The organism is Collinsella sp. AM10-26, assembly GCF_003472525.1.
In the GTDB taxonomy this organism is placed as follows: domain Bacteria; phylum Actinomycetota; class Coriobacteriia; order Coriobacteriales; family Coriobacteriaceae; genus Collinsella.
Map to the genome: position 1 here is coordinate 84,970 of NZ_QRMC01000006.1, position 18,109 is coordinate 103,078.

The 18,109-nt window shown below is 60.5% G+C and carries 18 protein-coding genes; 1 reads left to right on the plus strand and 17 read right to left on the minus strand.

All coding sequences use genetic code 11. The annotated features are described in order from the left end of the window. Positions 1–50: 50 nt before the first annotated feature. Entirely contained in the window at positions 51–815 is a 765-nt protein-coding gene (locus tag DW123_RS06695) for an aminoglycoside phosphotransferase family protein (protein ID WP_118273337.1), read from the plus strand. Between the two features lie 177 nt (positions 816–992). Here the strand turns inward: DW123_RS06695 and DW123_RS06700 are convergent, their stop codons facing one another. The 17 genes from DW123_RS06700 to rplS all read right to left on the minus strand — a co-directional run bounded on the left by DW123_RS06700 (position 993) and on the right by rplS (position 17,946). Further along, on the minus strand, positions 993–2,714 hold the full coding sequence (locus DW123_RS06700) for a proline--tRNA ligase (RefSeq protein WP_233505239.1): 1,722 nt from the start codon (positions 2,712–2,714) through the stop codon (positions 993–995). After that, positions 2,715–3,806, minus strand: coding sequence for a flavodoxin-dependent (E)-4-hydroxy-3-methylbut-2-enyl-diphosphate synthase (ispG, locus tag DW123_RS06705; RefSeq protein WP_233502206.1), 1,092 nt, complete (start codon positions 3,804–3,806; stop codon positions 2,715–2,717). A 4-nt stretch (positions 3,807–3,810) separates the two neighbouring features. Continuing rightward, the gene (locus DW123_RS06710; RefSeq protein ID WP_118273336.1) at positions 3,811–5,172 is read right to left on the minus strand and encodes an RIP metalloprotease; all 1,362 of its coding nucleotides are present in this window, start codon (positions 5,170–5,172) and stop codon (positions 3,811–3,813) included. A 25-nt stretch (positions 5,173–5,197) separates the two neighbouring features. Next, entirely contained in the window at positions 5,198–6,385 is a 1,188-nt protein-coding gene (gene dxr, locus DW123_RS06715; protein WP_118273335.1) for a 1-deoxy-D-xylulose-5-phosphate reductoisomerase, read from the minus strand. After that, positions 6,385–7,284 carry a phosphatidate cytidylyltransferase gene (locus DW123_RS06720; RefSeq protein ID WP_233540145.1) on the minus strand — a complete coding sequence of 300 codons (900 nt, stop codon included), beginning with the start codon at positions 7,282–7,284 and terminating at the stop codon, positions 6,385–6,387. The genes dxr and DW123_RS06720 overlap by 1 nt, the downstream gene beginning before the upstream one ends. Before the next feature lie 2 nt (positions 7,285–7,286). Beyond that, on the minus strand, positions 7,287–8,081 hold the full coding sequence (locus DW123_RS06725; RefSeq protein WP_117735162.1) for an isoprenyl transferase: 795 nt from the start codon (positions 8,079–8,081) through the stop codon (positions 7,287–7,289). Between the two features lies 1 nt (position 8,082). Continuing rightward, positions 8,083–8,619: a ribosome recycling factor gene (frr, locus tag DW123_RS06730; protein ID WP_006236112.1), complete on the minus strand. Its 537-nt coding sequence runs from the start codon at positions 8,617–8,619 to the stop codon at positions 8,083–8,085. 2 nt (positions 8,620–8,621) lie between these two features. Continuing rightward, the gene (gene pyrH, locus DW123_RS06735) at positions 8,622–9,344 is read right to left on the minus strand and encodes a UMP kinase (RefSeq protein WP_035138557.1); all 723 of its coding nucleotides are present in this window, start codon (positions 9,342–9,344) and stop codon (positions 8,622–8,624) included. A gap of 117 nt (positions 9,345–9,461) precedes the next feature. Further along, positions 9,462–10,331 (minus strand): translation elongation factor Ts, encoded by an 870-nt coding sequence (gene tsf, locus DW123_RS06740; RefSeq protein ID WP_118273334.1) that lies wholly within the window; start codon positions 10,329–10,331, stop codon positions 9,462–9,464. 45 nt (positions 10,332–10,376) lie between these two features. After that, positions 10,377–11,105 carry a 30S ribosomal protein S2 gene (rpsB, locus tag DW123_RS06745; protein ID WP_117735161.1) on the minus strand — a complete coding sequence of 243 codons (729 nt, stop codon included), beginning with the start codon at positions 11,103–11,105 and terminating at the stop codon, positions 10,377–10,379. Between the two features lie 219 nt (positions 11,106–11,324). After that, positions 11,325–12,245: a tyrosine recombinase gene (locus tag DW123_RS06750; RefSeq protein WP_369833515.1), complete on the minus strand. Its 921-nt coding sequence runs from the start codon at positions 12,243–12,245 to the stop codon at positions 11,325–11,327. Further along, the gene (trmFO, locus tag DW123_RS06755; protein ID WP_117735159.1) at positions 12,242–13,579 is read right to left on the minus strand and encodes a methylenetetrahydrofolate--tRNA-(uracil(54)-C(5))-methyltransferase (FADH(2)-oxidizing) TrmFO; all 1,338 of its coding nucleotides are present in this window, start codon (positions 13,577–13,579) and stop codon (positions 12,242–12,244) included. Before trmFO ends, DW123_RS06750 begins: the two co-directional genes overlap by 4 nt. 14 nt (positions 13,580–13,593) lie before the next feature. Then, complete coding sequence (locus tag DW123_RS06760; RefSeq protein ID WP_369831512.1) at positions 13,594–14,529, minus strand: DNA-processing protein DprA; 936 nt, start codon at positions 14,527–14,529, stop codon at positions 13,594–13,596. Further along, positions 14,526–16,049 (minus strand): YifB family Mg chelatase-like AAA ATPase, encoded by a 1,524-nt coding sequence (locus DW123_RS06765; protein ID WP_117735158.1) that lies wholly within the window; start codon positions 16,047–16,049, stop codon positions 14,526–14,528. The genes DW123_RS06760 and DW123_RS06765 overlap by 4 nt, the downstream gene beginning before the upstream one ends. Next, the gene (locus DW123_RS06770) at positions 16,049–16,534 is read right to left on the minus strand and encodes a YraN family protein (protein WP_117735157.1); all 486 of its coding nucleotides are present in this window, start codon (positions 16,532–16,534) and stop codon (positions 16,049–16,051) included. Before DW123_RS06770 ends, DW123_RS06765 begins: the two co-directional genes overlap by 1 nt. Positions 16,535–16,722: 188 nt before the next feature. Then, on the minus strand, positions 16,723–17,511 hold the full coding sequence (locus DW123_RS06775; RefSeq protein ID WP_117735156.1) for a ribonuclease HII: 789 nt from the start codon (positions 17,509–17,511) through the stop codon (positions 16,723–16,725). A gap of 93 nt (positions 17,512–17,604) precedes the next feature. After that, positions 17,605–17,946, minus strand: a complete 342-nt coding sequence (gene rplS, locus DW123_RS06780; protein ID WP_006236098.1) for a 50S ribosomal protein L19 — start codon at positions 17,944–17,946, stop codon at positions 17,605–17,607. Positions 17,947–18,109: the final 163 nt, after the last annotated feature.

Below are 18,109 nucleotides of genomic sequence, written 5' to 3' on the forward strand. Positions count from 1 at the left end.
TACGCACGCCCCCGCCGTTGCTTCTATCGCATCGTTGAAAGGATGCAATCATGCTGCTTCCCGATTCCAAGACCGAGCTCGTCCGTCGTGGCAACAAGGTCGTTTACGACCTGGGCGACAAGATTGTCAAGGTCTTTAACGAGACCAAGCCCGTCTCCGACGTGTTCAACGAGGCTTTGAATCTTGCCCGCATCAATGAGTGCGGCATCCGCAGCCCCAAGGCGCTCGAGGTTTCTCAGCTCGAGAACGCCAACGGCTGGGCGCTTGTGACCGAGAAGGTTGCTGGCACCACCCTCGCCGACAAGATGGCTGCCGAGCCCCAGCGCCTTGGTGAGTACCTCGAGATGTTCGTCGACCTCCAGATCGAGATCCATGGCTACACCTCCCCGCTGCTCAACCGTCAGCGCGACAAGTTCGCCCGCATGATCGACAGCCTTGATCAGCTCAATGCCACCACGCGCTACAACCTTCAGGAGCGTCTGGACGGCATGACCAAGGAGTTCAAGGTCTGCCACGGCGACTTCAACCCCTCCAACGTCATCGTTGGCGACGACGGTCAGCTGTACGTCTGCGACTGGGCACATGCCACCCAGGGCTCCCCTGCTGCCGACGTTGCCACCACCTACCTGCTCTTTGCCCTCAGCAGCAAGGACCAGGCCGAGGCCTACCTGGAGCTCTACTGCGACCGCGCCGACATGCCTATGCAGGTCGTGCGTCAGTGGACGAGCATCGTCGCCGCTTCCGAGCTCGCTCGTAAGCGCAACGTGAACGATGAGTTCCTTAAGAACTGGATTGACGTCGTCGATTATCAGTAATATCTGAGCGATTTATTTCGCATCGGAGGCACAAAAGGAAACCCCGCAGCTCGCTGGGCCGTGGGGTTTCCTTTTAGATATCGAGGATGCCACAAGATAAAAGGACGGCCCCACATCTCCCCGATCTGGAGAAATGCGGGGCCGTCCCGTATATCGAACTACAAGCGAAATCGCCGATTAGCGGCGGGCAGCCTTAACAAGCTCGGCAACCTTGGCGACGATCTCGTCAATCGCCACGTCCTCGCGATCGCCCGTGGCACGGTCCTTGAGCTCGACGGTGCCATTCTTAAGACCGCGCTTGCCCAAAACCACCTGATACGGGAAGCCCATGAGGTCGTTATCGGCAAACTTAAAGCCGGGACGCTCATCGCGGTCGTCGACGACGACCTCGATACCCTCGGCGCACAGACCGTCGACGATCTGCTCACAAACGGTAGCGCACTCCTCCTTCTTGGGATCGAGCGGAATCACCGCGACCTCGTACGGGGCAACGGAGACCGGCCAGACGATACCGTGCTCATCGTTGTGCTGCTCCACGACGGCAGCGAGCGAGCGGGACACACCCACGCCGTAGCAACCCATGATGAGCGGCTTCTCCTTGCCGTCCTCGTCCATAAAGGTGGCACCCATGGCCTCGGAATACTTGGTGCCCAGCTGGAACACCTGGGAGACCTCGATACCGCGAGCAGCGGAGAGCGGCTTGCCGCAGTGCGGGCAGGGATCGCCGGCGACGACGGTGACCAGGTCGGCCCACTCATCGACGGTAAAGTCGCGCTCGGGGCAGGCACCGGTAAAGTGGTAGTCGACCTCGTTGGCGCCACAGGCCCACTGCTTAGACTCACGCAGGCTCTCGTCGCACACCAGACGGATGCCCTCGGGCAGGTTCACCGGTCCGATAAAGCCCTTGTGCAGACCGTAGGTCTGGAGCTCCTCGTCGGTCATCATGCGATAGCCCTTGCCAAAGACATGCTCGGCCTTGCAATCGTTGAGCTCGTGGTCGCCCGGGACAATGGCCACGACCGGCTTGCCCTCGGCGTCGATGAGCGCCAGCGACTTGCGCGTACCGTTCTCGGGGAAGCCGAAGAACTTGGCGACAGCCTCGATGGTGCCCATGCCCGGAGTCTCGACCTTGGTGAGCGTGCCGTCGCCGGGGCCCTCGGTCACGACGACCTTGGTGCTTGCAGCCTCGTCATCGGCAGCAAAACCGCAATCGTCGCAGTAGACGAGCGAAGCCTCGCCGGCGTCGGCCAGCGCCATGTACTCGACGGAGGTGTCGCCGCCGATCTCGCCGGAGTCGGCGACAACGGGCAGAGCCTTGATGTAGCAGCGCTCGCAGATGTTGGCGTAGGCCTGCTTCATCTTGTCGTACTCCTCCTGCAGACTCTCCTGCGTGGCAGAGAAGCTGTAGGCGTCCTTCATGATGAACTCACGACCACGCATCAGGCCAAAGCGGGGACGGAACTCATCGCGGAACTTGTCCTGAATGTGGTACAGGTTGACGGGCAGCTGCTTATAGGAGCGCAGCTCGTTGCGCACCAGGGCCGTGACGGTCTCCTCATGCGTGGGGCCCAGCACAAACTCGCGACCGTGACGGTCATCAAAGCGCACGAGCTCCTTGCCATAGGCATCGATACGGCCGGACTCACGCCACAGCTCGGCATCGACCATAATGGGCATCATGAGCTCCTGGGCGCCGGCAGCATCCATCTCGTCACGCACGATATTCTCGATCTTACGAATCGAGCGCCAAGCGAGCGGCAGATAGGAATACAGGCCGGCGGCCTCCTTGCGGATCATACCGGCACGAAGCAGCAGACGATGGCTTGCAAGCTCGGCGTCGGCCGGATCCTCTTTGAGCGTCGGTGCATAGAGCTTAGACATATACATTGCTCGAGTCATTTATTTCTCCTCAATAAGCTTGTCGACCTCGGCCATAAGCGCGTCGACAATTTGATCCTCAGCTACTTTACCAATGATCTGGCCATGCGAAAAGAGCAGAGCCTGACCACGTCCGCAAGCAACGCCCAGGTCGGCATCAGAAGCCTCACCGGGGCCATTAACGGCACATCCCATGACGGCAATCGAAAGCGGCGCGGCATAGTTCTTAAGTCGCTCGGTTACTTCCTCAGCGATTGCGATCAGGTTAACCTGGCAGCGGGCGCACGTGGGGCACGAGACAATCTCGGGACCACGGCGACGCAGGCCCAGCGACTGCAAAATTCCCCAGGCGACCGGCGGCTCCTCAACCGGATCGGCCGTAAGCGAGACGCGCATGGTGTCGCCAATACCCTCAGACAGCAGGATACCAAGACCCACCGAACTCTTGATGGTGCCCTGCAGCTTGGTACCCGCCTCGGTTACGCCCAAGTGAAGCGGAACGTGGGGAATCTCACGCGACAGGGCTCGATAGGTATCGAGCGTCGTTTGCACGCTATGGGCCTTGGCCGAAAGCACAATGTTCGTAAAGCCGCGGTCTTCAAAATGTTTGACGAAACGCTCGCTCGACATCACGAGCTTTTCGGGCTGCGTGAGGTCGTCACGCTCGGCGATATCCTGCTCAAGTGAACCGGCATTGACGCCGATACGAATCGCGCAGCCCGCGGCACCCGCAGCATCGATCACCGCGTCAACCTTGGCCCAATCGCCGATATTGCCGGGATTGATGCGCAGCTTGGCGGCACCGGCCTCAACGGCACCAATGGCAAGCTTATGGTTAAAGTGGATATCGGCGACAATCGGCACTGGAGACTCGGCACAGATGGTGCGGAAACCCTCAAGCGCGGCCTCGGTGGGCACGCTCACGCGCACGATATCGCAGCCAGCCTGCGCCAAAGCACGCACTTGCGCAAGCGTTGCCTGGGCATCAGCGGTATCGGTGCAGGTCATGGACTGGACCACCACCGGCGCGCCGCCACCGATCTGCACGCCGCCCACATGCACGGGACGCGTCAGCTCGCGAGGCAAAGGATGGGATAAAGACAGTCCAACCACTCCCCTACAGAATAAATCGAAGGACGTCGGAACGAAGCATATAGACAAACAACAGCGCAAAGAGCGCGATGCCCACATAGCTCACAATCGTCTGGACCTTGAGCGGAAGCTCGCGGCCCGCAATCTTTTGAATGATCTCGATGACCAGCTTGCCGCCATCGAGCGGTGGGATGGGCAGCAGGTTCATAAAACCAAGCGAGAACGAAATGAGGGCGGCAAACGACAAGAACGTGATGGGACCGGCAGCAGCAGCCTGCGAGGACATAACGCTAATACCCACGATCGAAGAGGACTGATCGAGGATCTCCATCGTGTGCTGCGGCTGGAGCAGGCGCATCACGCCCTCTGCTGTCTGCACGACATAGGAGAAGGACAGACGAGCCGACGTGATGGGGTCTAAACGGACCACCTGCGTAGAGGCATACACACCTAGGCGCTCGTCCTCTTTGAGTGCAACCGTGGTCGAATGCCGCTTGCCGTCACGCTCGTACTCGATGGCGATATCGTCCTTACCGGCAGCCTTGCCGATGGCATCGTAAACGTCCATCCAGGTAGAGCACGATACTCCGTCGACCGAAAGGATCGCGTCGCCACCCTCGATTCCCGCCGCGGCTGCAATAGACCCCTCGTCAACCTGACCGATCACGTTGGTATCCATCGGCACGGTGACACCCGCAATGGAATAGATGCTCATAAGGAGCAAAAAACCCGTCAGGATATTGACGAGAATGCCCGCGAGCAGCATAAAGGCGCGCTTGAGAAAGCCCTGGCCAAGATAGGTGTGCGAACGTTCTTGCGCAAGGAACTCGGCCTCGCCGCACGGCAGCTCCCACACATCGCCCTCGGCAGTCGCATGCTCACGATCGAACCGGCGGCCGTCAAAGGTGGTGTAACCCTCAGTGTCTCGCGGCAGCGTCTGATACTTGGTGGGATAGTAGCTCGGCGAGGGCTTCTCCCCTTCCTCATACCAAGGTGCGATGGAGCCCCAGCCCAGCAATAGGGCGCATGCCTCGAGCACATCCTCCTCGGAAAGCTCGAGCTCGACAGCAAGGTCTGCCACGCTCACGCGACCATGACGGTAAATAGCCGCGAGCACGCGATCGGCGCACGAGACATCGGTCGGATCCATACCGCAGATGGCAGCGTAGCCACCCAGCAGCAGCGGGGTCACGCCAAACTTGGTTCCAATGCGACGCGACGTGTAATGGATGTCAAAGCGGCACGGCAGGCCCAAAAAGAACTCGGTCACACGGACGCCGCAGGCACGAGCCGCCAAAAAGTGGCCGCCCTCGTGCAAAAACACGAGGACGGAAAGCATCAGCAGGCCCCAAAAGACCGATGAGAGAACGCTCAGAACAGTATCCATAAAACGAAAAAGCAATCCTTATGGGTTAGGAACGGGTTGCGACGAGCACCTGCGCAGCCTTTTCACGCGCCCACGCATCGATGTCGCGAAGCTGCTCAAACGAATCGACCGCCTGAATATCGTGGGCATCCATGCAGGATTCCACAATGCGATCGATATCGGTAAAGCTGCAGCCATCGTGCAGGAAGGCATCGACGGCGACCTCGTTGGCGGCATTGAGCACGCACGGCATGGTGCCACCCGTCTTGCCGGCACGCTCGGCCAGTGCCAGACAGCGGAAGGTATCCATGTCGGCAGCATCAAACGTGAGCTGCCCCAACTCGCGAAAATCGATACGAGGCGCCGGGGTATCCCAACGCTCGGGATACGAGAACGCGAACTGGATGGGAATACGCATGTCGGAAGCACCGAGATGCGCCATCACGGAGCCGTCGGCGAACTCGACCATAGAGTGAATCTTGGACTGACGCTGCACGACCACGTTAATGAAATCGAGGTCGCAGTTAAACAGATGCATGGCCTCAATACGCTCCAGGCCCTTGTTCATGAGGGTAGCGGAGTCGATAGTGATCTTGGCACCCATGGCCCACGTGGGATGTGCGAGGGCATCGACACGCGTCACGCAATCGAGCTCGTCGCGCGTGCGGCCAAAGAACGGACCGCCCGAGCAGGTGAGCCAAATACAATGAGCCTCGCGCGGGTTCTCCCCCAGATAGCACTGGTAAATGGCTGAGTGCTCAGAGTCGACCGGAATAAGCTGGCCCGGTTGCGCCAACGGCATAAGCAAGTCGCCACCGACGACGAGGGACTCCTTGTTGGCAAGAGCAAGGCGCTTATTCGAGGTCAAGGCCGCATGGCTCGCCTCGAGACCGGCAGCGCCCACAATAGCGACGAGCACGCAGTCGACATCGTCGCGACGCGCGAGCTCGCAAACCGCCTGCGCGCCAACGCCGAGCTTCGTTCCCTCGGGCAACTCCTGCAGCACGGCGTCATCGCCATGAGCGACATCGGCCACGGCAACCGCCGGAACCGAAAACTCGCGGGCAGCGGCAACGAGCTCCGAGGTGCTGGAATTAACGGACAGCGCCGTCACCTGTAGGCGATCGGCATGCTGGCGGCACACATCGAGCGCCTGGGTGCCGATAGAGCCCGTACAACCCAGGATGGCAACACGGAGGCGTCCATCGGGGCCATACGTCGTCTGGAATGACATTACAGCACGCCTCCAATCATCAAAAGCAGCTGCGCGGTAATGCAGCCGAAGATAAGCGAATCGCTACGATCGAGCATGCCGCCATGGCCCGGGATAAGATTGCCGGAATCCTTGACGCCCACGCCACGCTTGATGCGTGACTCGATGAGGTCGCCGATAACGCCCAGGACGGACACGACCACGCCGCACAGCAGCGCATAGGGCAGGCTGAGCTTGTAGAAGTGCGTCGCCCACAGGATGAGCCAAATCAAAACCGAGCCCAGGATGCCACCAACAAACCCCTCCCAGCTCTTTTTTGGAGAGATCTTGGGAACCATCTTGTGCTTGCCGATACGGCTGCCCACGATGTAGGCAAACGAATCGGAGACCCAAAGGGACGCGCAAACGCCCACCGAAAGCAGAGCGCCGGCAAAACCGGGCACGGAATCGCGCAGCAGCACGATAGCCGACAGCATAAAGCCAGTGTAGATGGGACCCATGAGCGTCACGGCCACATCAGATATGCGGGTACGCGGCGACCAGACATACCAAATGCCCACCGCGAGCATCAGGGCAAAAAGCAGGGCATTCAACAACATCGAATCGCCCAACGCCGACAGCGGAAAGAGCACGGCGGCAGCGATACCCATACGCTCGTTCGCCATCTTGCCATCGAGCCTTGTCATACGGAAAAATTCATAGCAGCATAGACCGCTCATGACGGAAACAAAGATGGCCGTGGGCACGATACCCAAAACCAGGCACAGGATAAAGACGACGGCGTAGACGATACCGGCGGCGGCACGGGTAATAAAGCCCGCCAGCCACGAACCGGTGCCACTCTTCGCTGCAGGCGCTCCCGCAGTGCCAGCTTTGCGCGCAGGCGTCTTGGGAGCAGATCCCTTGGGACGATCGGACACGATTAAGCCTCCTCGGTCTTGCTCAGTCCACCAAACCTACGGTCACGGCCCTGATAGGCCAAAATGGCGTCGACGAGGCCCCAGCGATCAAAGTCGGGCCAATAGGTATCGGTGACGTAGAACTCGGAATAAGCCACCTGCCACAGCAGATAGTTCGAAAGGCGCAGCTCACCAGAGGTGCGAATCACAAGCTCAGGATCGGGAAGACCGGCGGTATAGAGGTGGGAAGCAACCATGTCATCATCAATTGCGGCAGGATCGATCTTACCGGCGGCAGCGTCGAGCGCAATCTGACGGACAGCGCGGGTAATCTCGGCACGCGCGCCGTAGTTGACGGCAAGCGCCAGCGTCATACCGGTGTGATCGGCGCACTCGGCAAGACCGCGTTCAAAAACGTCGCGGGTCTTCTTGGGCAGCGCGGAAATGTCACCCAAAAAGACAACGCGCACGTTTTCGCGCTTCAGAAGCGGCAGCTCGTCGATAAACGTCTTGGCAAACAGATGCATCAAGACGTTGACCTCATGCTGCGGGCGGTTCCAGTTTTCGGTAGAAAACGCATAGGCAGAAAGCACGTCGACGCCCAGACGCACGCAGGCGGTAATGATCTCGCGAAGGGAGACGATACCCGCCTTGTGGCCCTCAGTGCGTGCAAGACCGCGCGACGTGGCCCAACGACCGTTGCCGTCCATGATGCATGAGATATGATGCGGAATGTTATTGAGGTCAAGGTCGGAAAAACCGACGCCCGCAGGGGCGTCGGCAAAGTACTCGACCAGTTTATGCTCGTCGTATTGCACCTTAGATCTCCATGACCTCGGCTTCTTTTTCCTTCAGAAGCTCCTCGACCTTGGCGACATACTCATCGGTGTGCTTCTGGACCTTAGCCTGCTCGCGACGGACATCGTCCTCGGTGAGCTCCTCATCGCGCTCGAGCTTGTTGTTGAAGTCGCGACGGATGTTACGGATAGACACCTTGGCCTGCTCAGCGTACTCGCGGCACTCCTTGACGAGCTCGCGACGGCGCTCCTCGGTGGGAGCCGGGAACGGCAGACGAACGACGGTGCCATCGGAGTTGGGGGTAATACCCAGATCGGAAGCGCCGATGGCCTTGACGATAGCGTTGATGAGCGCCTTGTCCCACGGCTCGATGAGCAGCATGTGGGCCTCGGGGGTCTTTACAGCGGCAACCTGCGTGACCGGCGTGGGAACACCGTAATAATCGACGGTGATGTCGGACAGAATGTTAGCGTTGGCGCGACCGGTACGGACCTTGGAGAAGTTATGCTTGAGGGACTCGAGCGACTTGTCCATGTGGGCGGTGATGTTCTCTGCCATGCTTAATCCTCCTGATAGACGAGCGTGCCGACGGGCTCACCCGAAAGCGCGCGCTTGACGGTGTCCTCGCCATCGATGTTGAGGACCAAAATCGGCATACGGTTATCCTGGCACAGTGCCGTAGCCGTGGAATCCATAACTTGCAGACCGCGGACGAGCACCTCATGGTAGGTGATCTTGTCAAACCGGACGGCGTCAGCACACTTGACGGGATCCTTGTCGTAGATGCCGTCAACCTTGGTGGCTTTAATCAGAATCTCGGCGCCGATCTCGCACGCACGAAGAGCCGCAGCGGTGTCGGTCGTAAAGTACGGATTGCCCGAACCGGCGGCAAAAATAACGACGTTGCCCTTGGAAAGGTGATTGATGGCGCGACGGCGAATATAGGGCTCGCAGATCTCGTTCATCTGGATAGCGCTCATCACGCGGCAGGGAACATCGTTATGCTCGAAGGCATCCTGCAGGGCAAGCGCGTTCATAACGGTTGCCAGCATGCCCATGTAGTCGGCCTGAGCACGCTCCATGCCACCGGCAGCGCCGGCCATGCCGCGGAAAATATTGCCACCGCCGACAACGACGCCGACCTCATGACCAACGGCGAGCAGCTCCTTGACCTGCTTGGCAAGATGGTCGGTAACCTTGGGGTCAATGCCATATTGGCCGTCGCCCATCAGTGCTTCGCCGGAAAGCTTCAGAAGCACGCGTTTATATCGGATGTCGGACAAAGCGATCCTCCTTTAATTAGACTTTTAATATGATAACAAAGGCTTAACGGGGAGCCATGAAAAAGCAGGCTGTGAGTAAAACCCACAGCCTGCTCATTACCAGCTACAAGAGCTTATTTACTCGCCACGGACCAGACGGTCAAAGGCAACGACGGTAATGGTGTCGCCGAGCTCCTTGGAGACCTGCTCAGCGTACTTCTTGATGGTGAGGGAGCTGTCCTTGATGAACTCCTGCTCGGTGAGCACGGACTGCTTGTAGAACTTCTCCAGACGGCCGACAGCCATCTTCTCCTGGATAGCCTCGGGCTTGCCGGACTCGGCAGCCTGAGCCATGTAGATCTGCTTCTCGTGCTCGACGGTCTCGGCCGGAACCTGATCGCGGGTAGCGCAGATCGGGGCGACGGCGGCAACCTGAAGGGCAACGTCGTGAGCGAAGGTCTTGAAGGACTCAGCCTGAGCGGTCTCGGCCTTCTCGAAAGCAAACTCGACGAGGACGCCGATCTTACCACCCATGTGGATGTAAGAAGCGAGAGCGCCGTTCTCGGCCTTACGGGCGGCGAAGCGGGAGATCTTCATGTTCTCGCCCATGATGTGAATCATCTCGGTGAGCTCGGAGGAAACGGTCTCCTCGCCCATCGGCTTCTCAAGCAGAGCGTCGACGTCAGCAGGCTCGGTGGTAGCGACAACCTCAGCGACCTTGGAAGCAAAGCCGGTGAACTTGGCGTTGGAGCCAACGAAGTCGGTCTCGCAGGAGAGCTCGAGCAGAGCGCCGGTCTTGCCATCCTCGGAGACGAACGCGGCGACAGCGCCCTCGTTGGTCTCACGGCCAGCCTTCTTGGCGGCCTTGGCAAGGCCGTTCTTACGCAGAATGTCGACAGCGGCGTCCATGTCGCCGTCAGCCTCGACGAGAGCCTTCTTGCACTCCATCATCGGGGAGTCGGTCATCTCGCGAAGCTGCTTGACCATAGCGGCGGTAATCTGGGCCATTGTGGTTCCTTTCAAAGAGATGAAAAAGAATTAACTAAGACTGATTTACTCGGCCTTGGGCTCAGCGGCCATCTCGGCCTCGGAGACCTGCTCCTTGCCGGAGCCAGCGAGGCAGGCGTCAGCCATGAGCTCGCACATAAGGGTGACAGCGGAGATAGCGTCATCGTTGCAGGGGATGCCGTACTCGACCTCGTCGGGATCGGAGTTGGTGTCGATCAGAGCGACGACGGGGATGTTCAGGCGCTGGGCCTCCTTGATGGCGTTCTCCTCGCGCTTGGTGTCGATGACGAAGAGAGCCTGGGGCAGACCCTTCATGTCGCGGGCGCCACCGAGGTTGGTCTGGAGCTTGGTGAGCTCCTTGCCGAGCACAGCCTGCTCCTTCTTGGGGAGCACTGCCATGCGGCCGTCATCGACCATGGCCTCGAGCTCCTCCATGCGGTTGATGCGGGAGCGGATGGTGACGAAGTTGGTCAGCATGCCGCCGAGCCAACGCTGGTTGATGTAGGGCATGTTGGCGCGCTCAGCAGCGTTCTTGACGGCCTCCTGAGCCTGCTTCTTGGTGCCGACGAACAGCACGTTGCCACCTTTGGCGACGTTCTTGACGAAGGTGTAGGCCTGGTCGGCGTCGAGGATGGTCTGCTTGAGGTCGAGGATGTAGATGCCGTTGCGCTCACCGAAGATGAACGGCTTCATCTTGGGGTTCCAGCGACGGGTCTGGTGACCGAAGTGGCAGCCGGCCTCGAGCAGGGTGCGGATATTAATCTTGGTAGCCATGTTAAACCTCCTGTGGTTTGCCTCCGCGCGGGGTCATCCTCCAAAACCAACCCGGACATGTGCCACCAAAGCCCGGGCACCACGGTATGAAGTAGCCGCGCGTGCGTGATAAAAACCTGTTGCCGTGAAGCAACCCGATGAATGATAGCAGGAATGCATCTTCCTGCCAACCCGCAATCAAAACCACACACCTGAGTGCGGCGCAGGACGTCCCAGCCACTATTCGCCGCGGGGATGGGCTTGAGCCACGGCCCGCTTAAGCCGATCGGGCGTGAGATGCGTGTAGATCTGCGTCGTGGACAGGCTCGCATGACCCAGCAGCTCTTGAACCGAGCGCAGGTCCGCACCGCCCTCGAGCAAGTCGGTCGCAAAGGTATGGCGCATCGCATGCGGGGCGATGTCGGCCGGAATGCCGGCGAGCGTCGCCAGCGTATGGAACCGCCGCCTGAGCATGGCGGCGCTCATGCGATTGCCGCGCGCCGATAAAAGCAGCGGATGCACGCCGTTTGCGCCGTCGCTTCGCCTTGCCTGCGCAAGGAGCTCCGGCCTCCCCTCCTCTATATAGAGACGGGCCGCCTCGAGAGCACGCCGATAGAGCGGCACAATACGCTCCTTGCTCCCCTTACCCCAAAGTCGCAACGTTCGCTCGGACCAAGCGATGGACTCCACATTGAGCGCCGCGAGCTCAGAGATGCGGGCGCCGGAGGCATAGAGCAGCTCGAGCATCGCCGCATCGCGCAATCCCGCGGGAGTTGAGGTATCGGGGGCTTTGAGGAGCGCCTCCACCTGTTGGTTCGTCAGCACACCGGGCAGATCACGCGGGAGCTTGGGCGAGGATATCGCCGAGACCGCATCGCCCTCAACGATCCCCTCGGCAGCCATCCATCGATAAAGTGAGCGAATGGCAGACAAGTGCGCCGCAAGGGTCCGAGCCGCCACCTGGTCACGCGACAGCTCGGCCAAATAGGAGCGAACCGTCCGTACGTCGGCGGCACGCGCATCGACGCCTTCGCGCTCGCACCATGAAGCGAAACGCTCCAGCCGCGAAGCGTAGGCGGTCACCGTGTTGGGAGCGAGCCCTTCGACGCGAGCAATATAGGCGATGAACGAGTCGATGGTGTCGTACAGGTCAAAGGCTATGACCGGTCGCCTCCAAACAGATCGGGGCGAGTGGCCAGATAGGCATCAAGAGCTTCGAGCGCACGGTCCGCATAGGCCTGGTAGCGGTCGCGCTTACTGCGGCGCTTGCCGTCCTCGAGCGGTGGCACGAGGCCAAAGTTGACGTGCATGGGCTGATAGCCCACGGTGGCAGGATCGGTCGCATAGCCCACGAGCGCACCCAGGGCGCCCACGCGCGGCAGCTCAACAGGCTCCGCCTCGATTGCCTCGGCATAGGTGTTGAGCGCGGCGAGCAGACCGGTCGCCACGGCCTCCATATAGCCTTCGGTGCCGGTGATCTGGCCGGCAAGGCGCACGCTCGTACCGGGCACGGCAAAGGTGCCATCGAGCACGTGCGGGGCGTCGACAAAGGTATTGCGGTGCATGACACCGTAGCGGAAGAACTCGGCGTTCTCCAGGCCCGGCACCATATGGAAGACGCGCTTCTGCTCGCCAAAGGTCAGGTTGGTCTGGAAGCCCACCAGGTTATAGGCAGTCTTCTCCTTGTTCTCGGCACGCAGCTGAATCGCTGCCCAGGGGCGACGTCCGGTACGCGGGTCGGTGAGGCCGACGGGCTTCATGGCGCCAAAGCGAATGGCGTCCTTGCCGGTGCGCGCAACCTCCTCGGCAGGCTGGCATGCCTGGAACAGATCGCCGCCCTCAAAGTCCTTGAGCACCACGCGGTCGGCCGTGGTGAGCGCCTCGATAAAGGCCTCGTACTCTTCCTTGTTGAGCGGGGCATTGAGGTAGTCGCCACTCCCCTGTTCCTCGTAGCGCGACTGCGAGAACAGCACGTCCATATCAAGCGTGGAGGCATCGACGATCGGTGCCGCGGCATCGAAGAACGCAAGGGCGTCGCCACCGACGAGCTTCATGACCTCTTCGCTCAGCGCCGGCGAGCACAAGGGGCCGGCGGCAATGACCACGTGACCCTCGGGAATCCGCGTGACCTCGCCGTGAATGATCTCGATATTGGGACGGGCGGCAACCTCGGCCTCGACAAGCTCGGAAAACTTGACACGGTCGACCGCCAGGGCACCACCGGCGGGAACAGCCGCGCGACGGGCGCAATCGAGCAGGACCGAGCCCATGCGCTCAAGCTCGGCCTTCAGCAAACCAGCCGCAGAGTCCGGACGGGTCGACTTAAACGAATTGGAGCAGACGAGCTCTGCCAGGTGATCGGTATGGTGGGCCGGGGAGCTCACCTGGGGGCGCATCTCGCACAGCTTTACGGCGAATCCGCGGTCTGCCAGCTGGATCGCGCATTCCGAACCCGCCAAACCGCCACCGATAACCGTCACCTGATCAAACAGCATCTGCAAACACCTTTCTAATTGACACGTTTTCCATTGTGACCGAAGGGGGTCTGGGCGTGAAGGGCAAACTTGGAGGGCGCATACCTTCCATCCATCATGCGCTCGATAAGACCCTCGAGCTCAAGCGAACCTAGGAGTTTGAGTACGCCGACGGCATCGAGCGAGACGAGCGCCGCGATGTCATCGACCTTGAGCGGAGAGGCGATGAGCGCATGCATCACGGTCTGCCGTGTTGGATCCAAGTCGGCAATACCGGGAGCATCGGGGCGCGAGTAGCGCAGGGTGCCGTAGATGCGTGAAATAGCCATCTCAATAGATTCCTCGTCGATGATGCAGCAGGCACCGTTCGCAATGAGGTAATTCGTGCCACGCGACTCGGGCGATAGGATCGACCCCGGCACGGCAAGAAGTTCGCGCCCCAAATCCATAGCAGCCTCGGCTGTAGAAAACGTCCCGGAAGGCATACCCGCCTCGGATACAAAGAGGGCTTGCGACAGGGCCGCGATCACACGATTGCGGCGCGGAAAGGCAAACCTGCGCGGACCCATGCCCCACGGAGAGATCGACACGATCGCGCCACCCGTATCGAGCGTGCGAGTAATAAGCCCCGCGCTCGAACGCGGGTAAACCACGTCGGCGCCCGTCCCCAGCACCACGACGTGTTTGCCGCCGGCGTTGACCGCAGCCCAACCCGAGGCCTGGTCACAACCGACCGCGCCGCCCGAAACAACCGTCACTCCCGCCTCGACCGCCACCTTTGCCGCAAGCTCTGCCACGGCAAGACCATACGGAGAGGCCTTGCGCGCGCCGATGATGGAGAGCGCAGGCGTCGAAAGCACCTCGGGGTTGCCGCGCACAAAGAGCGTCTGGGGTACATCAGAAAGCTCCAAAACGGTCTCGGGATACAACGCGTCACCTGGATGCAGCTCGAAGGTCCCCTCGGCCATCATTGGTCCCTCCTTCCCTGGTACATCGCCGCCTCGAGCACGTGATCCTGCGTCACCTGCTCGCTCTCGGCGACGTCGGCGATGGTACGTGCGATACGCACCAGGCGCACGATGCCGCGGCCCGTGAGATGCGTGCGCTTTGACAGGCCGAGCACACACTTCTCCGCCGCATCATCGAGCTCAAAGGTCGAAACGACGCCGTCAATGGACCGCGTCTCATCATCCTCGGCCTCGGCGTCCGCATCGTCCATACGGGATTCGCGCCAAGCGCGAAAAGCACGACCGCGCACAACGAAGTCACGCAACTCGGCCGACGACATACCCTCCGCACCCTCGATAATCACTTGGGGGTCGGGACGGGTCACATCGATCATCATGTCGATACGGTCGGCCAAAGGACCGCGCAGCTTTGCCCGATAGCGCTCCACCATCGATGCCGAGCAGCGGCATGGCACCTCGCGATCGCCCAAAAAGCCGCAGGGACAGGGATTGCTCGCGGCCAGCAGCTGAAAGCGCGACGGGAAGGTAAAGGCCCCGTCGACGCGTACGATCCTCACATAGCCGCGTTCGATGGGCTGACGCAGCGTCTGCAGCACACCCGTGGGAAACTCGGCAAGCTCGTCCAAAAAGAGCACGCCGCCATGAGCAAGGCTGATCTCACCCGGATGCACCGGGCGTCCTCCGCCGATAAGGCCTGCGGTCGAAATACTGTGGTGGGGACTGCGGAAGGGCCGGTGCCCCGCCAACAAGCCATCAATGTTCTCACCCAAAACCGAATGGATGCACAGCGCCTCCTGTTGATCTTCAACGGAAAGCTCGGGCAGGATGCCGGTCATACGGCGCGCAAGCATCGTCTTGCCCGATCCCGGGGACCCAATCATGAGCAGTCCGAGTTCTCCTGCCGCCGCAAGCGCCATGCCGCGTTTAGCGACTTCCTGCCCCAGTACGTCGGCATAGTCGAGCTCGGGCTCAAAGGTCGCCTCGAGCACTTCAGAATCCAGATAATGCCGCGCGGCGTCCCCCATGCCATGGGCAAGCTGAGATAGATGGTCGATAAACCCGCAGTCAACGCCCGCAAGCGGCACATGCTGATCGGACCTGCCGGCGATAAAGGACAGCCCCATATCACGTGCCAATAGCTGAAACGCCACCTCGCCCTTGACAGGAAGCACCGTACCGTCCAAGCCAAGCTCACCTGCGATAAGACAACGATCGAGGTTGTCGCGGGGAATCTGACCATCGGCCGCCAATACCGCAATGGCGATGGGCAAATCAAAGCCGCTACCGGTCTTGCGAATATCGCCGGGCGCCAGATTGACCGTAATGCCCGAGCGCGGAATCTCGAACCCGGCGGAGCGCATCGCGCAGCGAATACGACCGCGTGACTCCATCACCTCCATACTCGGAATGCCGAGCATCTGGATGCCCGGAACGCCACCGGCAAGCGAGACCTCGACCGTGACGTGAATCGCCTCGACGCCGCGGATGCAGGCCGCGTGAACGGCAAACGTCTCGAACGCCATCACGACACCTGCCAATCGAATGCGTTGTACTGATGCTCGATCTCGGCGATATGCCCGCCGCGGATGGTGACGCCCACGGCATCGAAGCGAATCGCCTTGAGCGGATAATGCTCCATGAGATAGCAACTTGCGATGCGGCGGTAGCGGCGTTGTTTTTGGGCGTCCACGGCCTCCTCGGGAAAGACCCGCGTGCTGCAATCCAGTGCAACGCGTCTGGTCTTGACCTCGGCCATCACCACGACATCGTCGAGCTCATCGAGCAGCACCAGATCGGCCTCACCCTCGGTGCAACGATAGCCCTGCTCCAGCAAGGTGTAGCCGCGCTCGTTAAAGTAGTCGATGGTGATCAGCTCGCCCAGCATGCCCAGCTCGCGGGGGCTGAGTCCCTTGATAAGCTCGGGCGTCATCGCCCCACAATCGAGCTCGCCGTTTTCCCAACGCTCCTTGAGCTGCTGCGTCTTGCTCTTTTTGCTTGCGGCACTCATGGGTCTCCTTTCCCGCACACTGCATTGCCCCGATGATGAGGGCACCTTTCATGCGGGTAAGTACCGGATGCAAACCAAAAGCTGACCAAATACCGACAAAAAATGGGCCGTACGCAACAATCACGTTGCACACGGCCCGCTACCAGCAGGTTTATAAAACGCCAGGGGTCCCTTTCTCCACAATTGATCTAGAAAAGGCGCTCAGTCTGCAAAAAGTTTCCGCAAAAGCTCACGCGGTGCAGTGGACAAAGTCCATGTTTGCGAATGGCCTCGATATGCTCGGGGCTTGCATAGCCCTTCGACTCGGCCAGATGGTACTCGGGGTACTCGGCGTCGTACTCGACCATCATCTCGTCACGCGTGACCTTGGCCATGATGGACGCAGCGGCGATGCAGGCGATTTTGGCATCGCCCTTCACCACATCGCGCTCGTTAGGAACGGCGCCCAAGGGGTTGCCATCCATGAGGACGCAGTCGGGCTCGAGGCGCGTATCGGCCACGGCGCCCGCGACGGCAGCGCGGATGGCGCGGGCCATGCCCATATCATCGATATCCGTAGGCGCGATATGGCAAAAACCGATCGCCGTCGCCACCTCGGCAATCTTCACCGAGAGCAGCTCGCGGCGCGCCGGCGTGAGCTTTTTGGAATCGTTGATACCCCAGACGCGCGGCTCCATAGGAAGACAGACGGCGCACACCGTCAGAGGACCGGCCACCGATCCGCGACCCACCTCATCGACACCAACGACCACCCCATCGCCGCCAAGCTCATGCATAAGCTCGTACATGTCATTGACGCGCTCACGCTCTGCAAGCTCTTTGGCATGGCGTTTGAGGGCGCGTTCACAAGCCTTGATCACCTGCTGGCGCGGGTCCTCGCGATAATGCTCCACGAGGGCGGGAATCTCCTCAAACGTAGCGCTCGCCAACTCACCGGCAACCTGCGATGCCGAAACCGAGCTCGTCATGTTGGCCATACCAGGCCCTCCTTGCATGCAAATCAGATAAAAAGAAGGGCCACCCGAAGGTGACCCTTGTGTCCAAACGAGTGGACAGACGCTGCGATCTTCTTAGCGCTTCTCGGGGATGCGAGCAGCCTTGCCCACCTTGTCGCGGAGGTAGTACAGCTTGGCGCGACGGACGCGACCATGACGAACGACCTCGAGCTTGGCGATCTTGGGGCTGTGAAGCGGGAAGGTACGCTCAACACCGACACCGAAGGACATCTTGCGGACGGTGAAGGTCTCGCGGGCACCGGCGCCGGCCATACGGATGACGTCGCCCTGGAAGACCTGGATGCGCTCGCGGTCGCCTTCCTTAATGCGGTAGTGAACCTTGACGTTGTCGGCGACGCGAACCTGAGGAATGTCCTCGCGGATCTGCTGACGCTCGATTGCGCGGATGTAATCCATGTGCAATTCCTTACTCTTCTAGAGGTGCCGTACCACCTTGGCCGGCACGTAGTTGAACAAACGTATTCGAGTATACACGCGCGGGTTTCTGCTGCAAGAACAATTTTTTACGCAGACAAAAAGACAAAACCCGCACATGATAACCGCCCGCCTCACGAATGAG

Bases quoted from the DNA above. Each gene is read 5' to 3' on its own strand.
- DW123_RS06775 (WP_117735156.1), bottom strand. From the start codon at position 17,511: ATGGCCAACATGACGAGCTCGGTTTCGGCATCGCAGGTTGCCGGTGAG.
- DW123_RS06770 (WP_117735157.1), bottom strand. From the start codon at position 16,534: ATGAGTGCCGCAAGCAAAAAGAGCAAGACGCAGCAGCTCAAGGAGCGT.
- tsf (WP_118273334.1), bottom strand. From the start codon at position 10,331: ATGGCCCAGATTACCGCCGCTATGGTCAAGCAGCTTCGCGAGATGACC.
- dxr (WP_118273335.1), bottom strand. From the start codon at position 6,385: ATGTCATTCCAGACGACGTATGGCCCCGATGGACGCCTCCGTGTTGCC.
- rpsB (WP_117735161.1), bottom strand. From the start codon at position 11,105: ATGGCTACCAAGATTAATATCCGCACCCTGCTCGAGGCCGGCTGCCAC.
- frr (WP_006236112.1), bottom strand. From the start codon at position 8,619: ATGGCAGAGAACATCACCGCCCACATGGACAAGTCGCTCGAGTCCCTC.
- trmFO (WP_117735159.1), bottom strand. From the start codon at position 13,579: ATGCTGTTTGATCAGGTGACGGTTATCGGTGGCGGTTTGGCGGGTTCG.
- DW123_RS06700 (WP_233505239.1), bottom strand. From the start codon at position 2,714: ATGACTCGAGCAATGTATATGTCTAAGCTCTATGCACCGACGCTCAAA.
- DW123_RS06710 (WP_118273336.1), bottom strand. From the start codon at position 5,172: ATGGATACTGTTCTGAGCGTTCTCTCATCGGTCTTTTGGGGCCTGCTG.
- rplS (WP_006236098.1), bottom strand. From the start codon at position 17,946: ATGGATTACATCCGCGCAATCGAGCGTCAGCAGATCCGCGAGGACATT.
- DW123_RS06760 (WP_369831512.1), bottom strand. From the start codon at position 14,529: ATGATGGCCGAGGGGACCTTCGAGCTGCATCCAGGTGACGCGTTGTAT.
- DW123_RS06765 (WP_117735158.1), bottom strand. From the start codon at position 16,049: ATGGCGTTCGAGACGTTTGCCGTTCACGCGGCCTGCATCCGCGGCGTC.
- DW123_RS06695 (WP_118273337.1), top strand. From the start codon at position 51: ATGCTGCTTCCCGATTCCAAGACCGAGCTCGTCCGTCGTGGCAACAAG.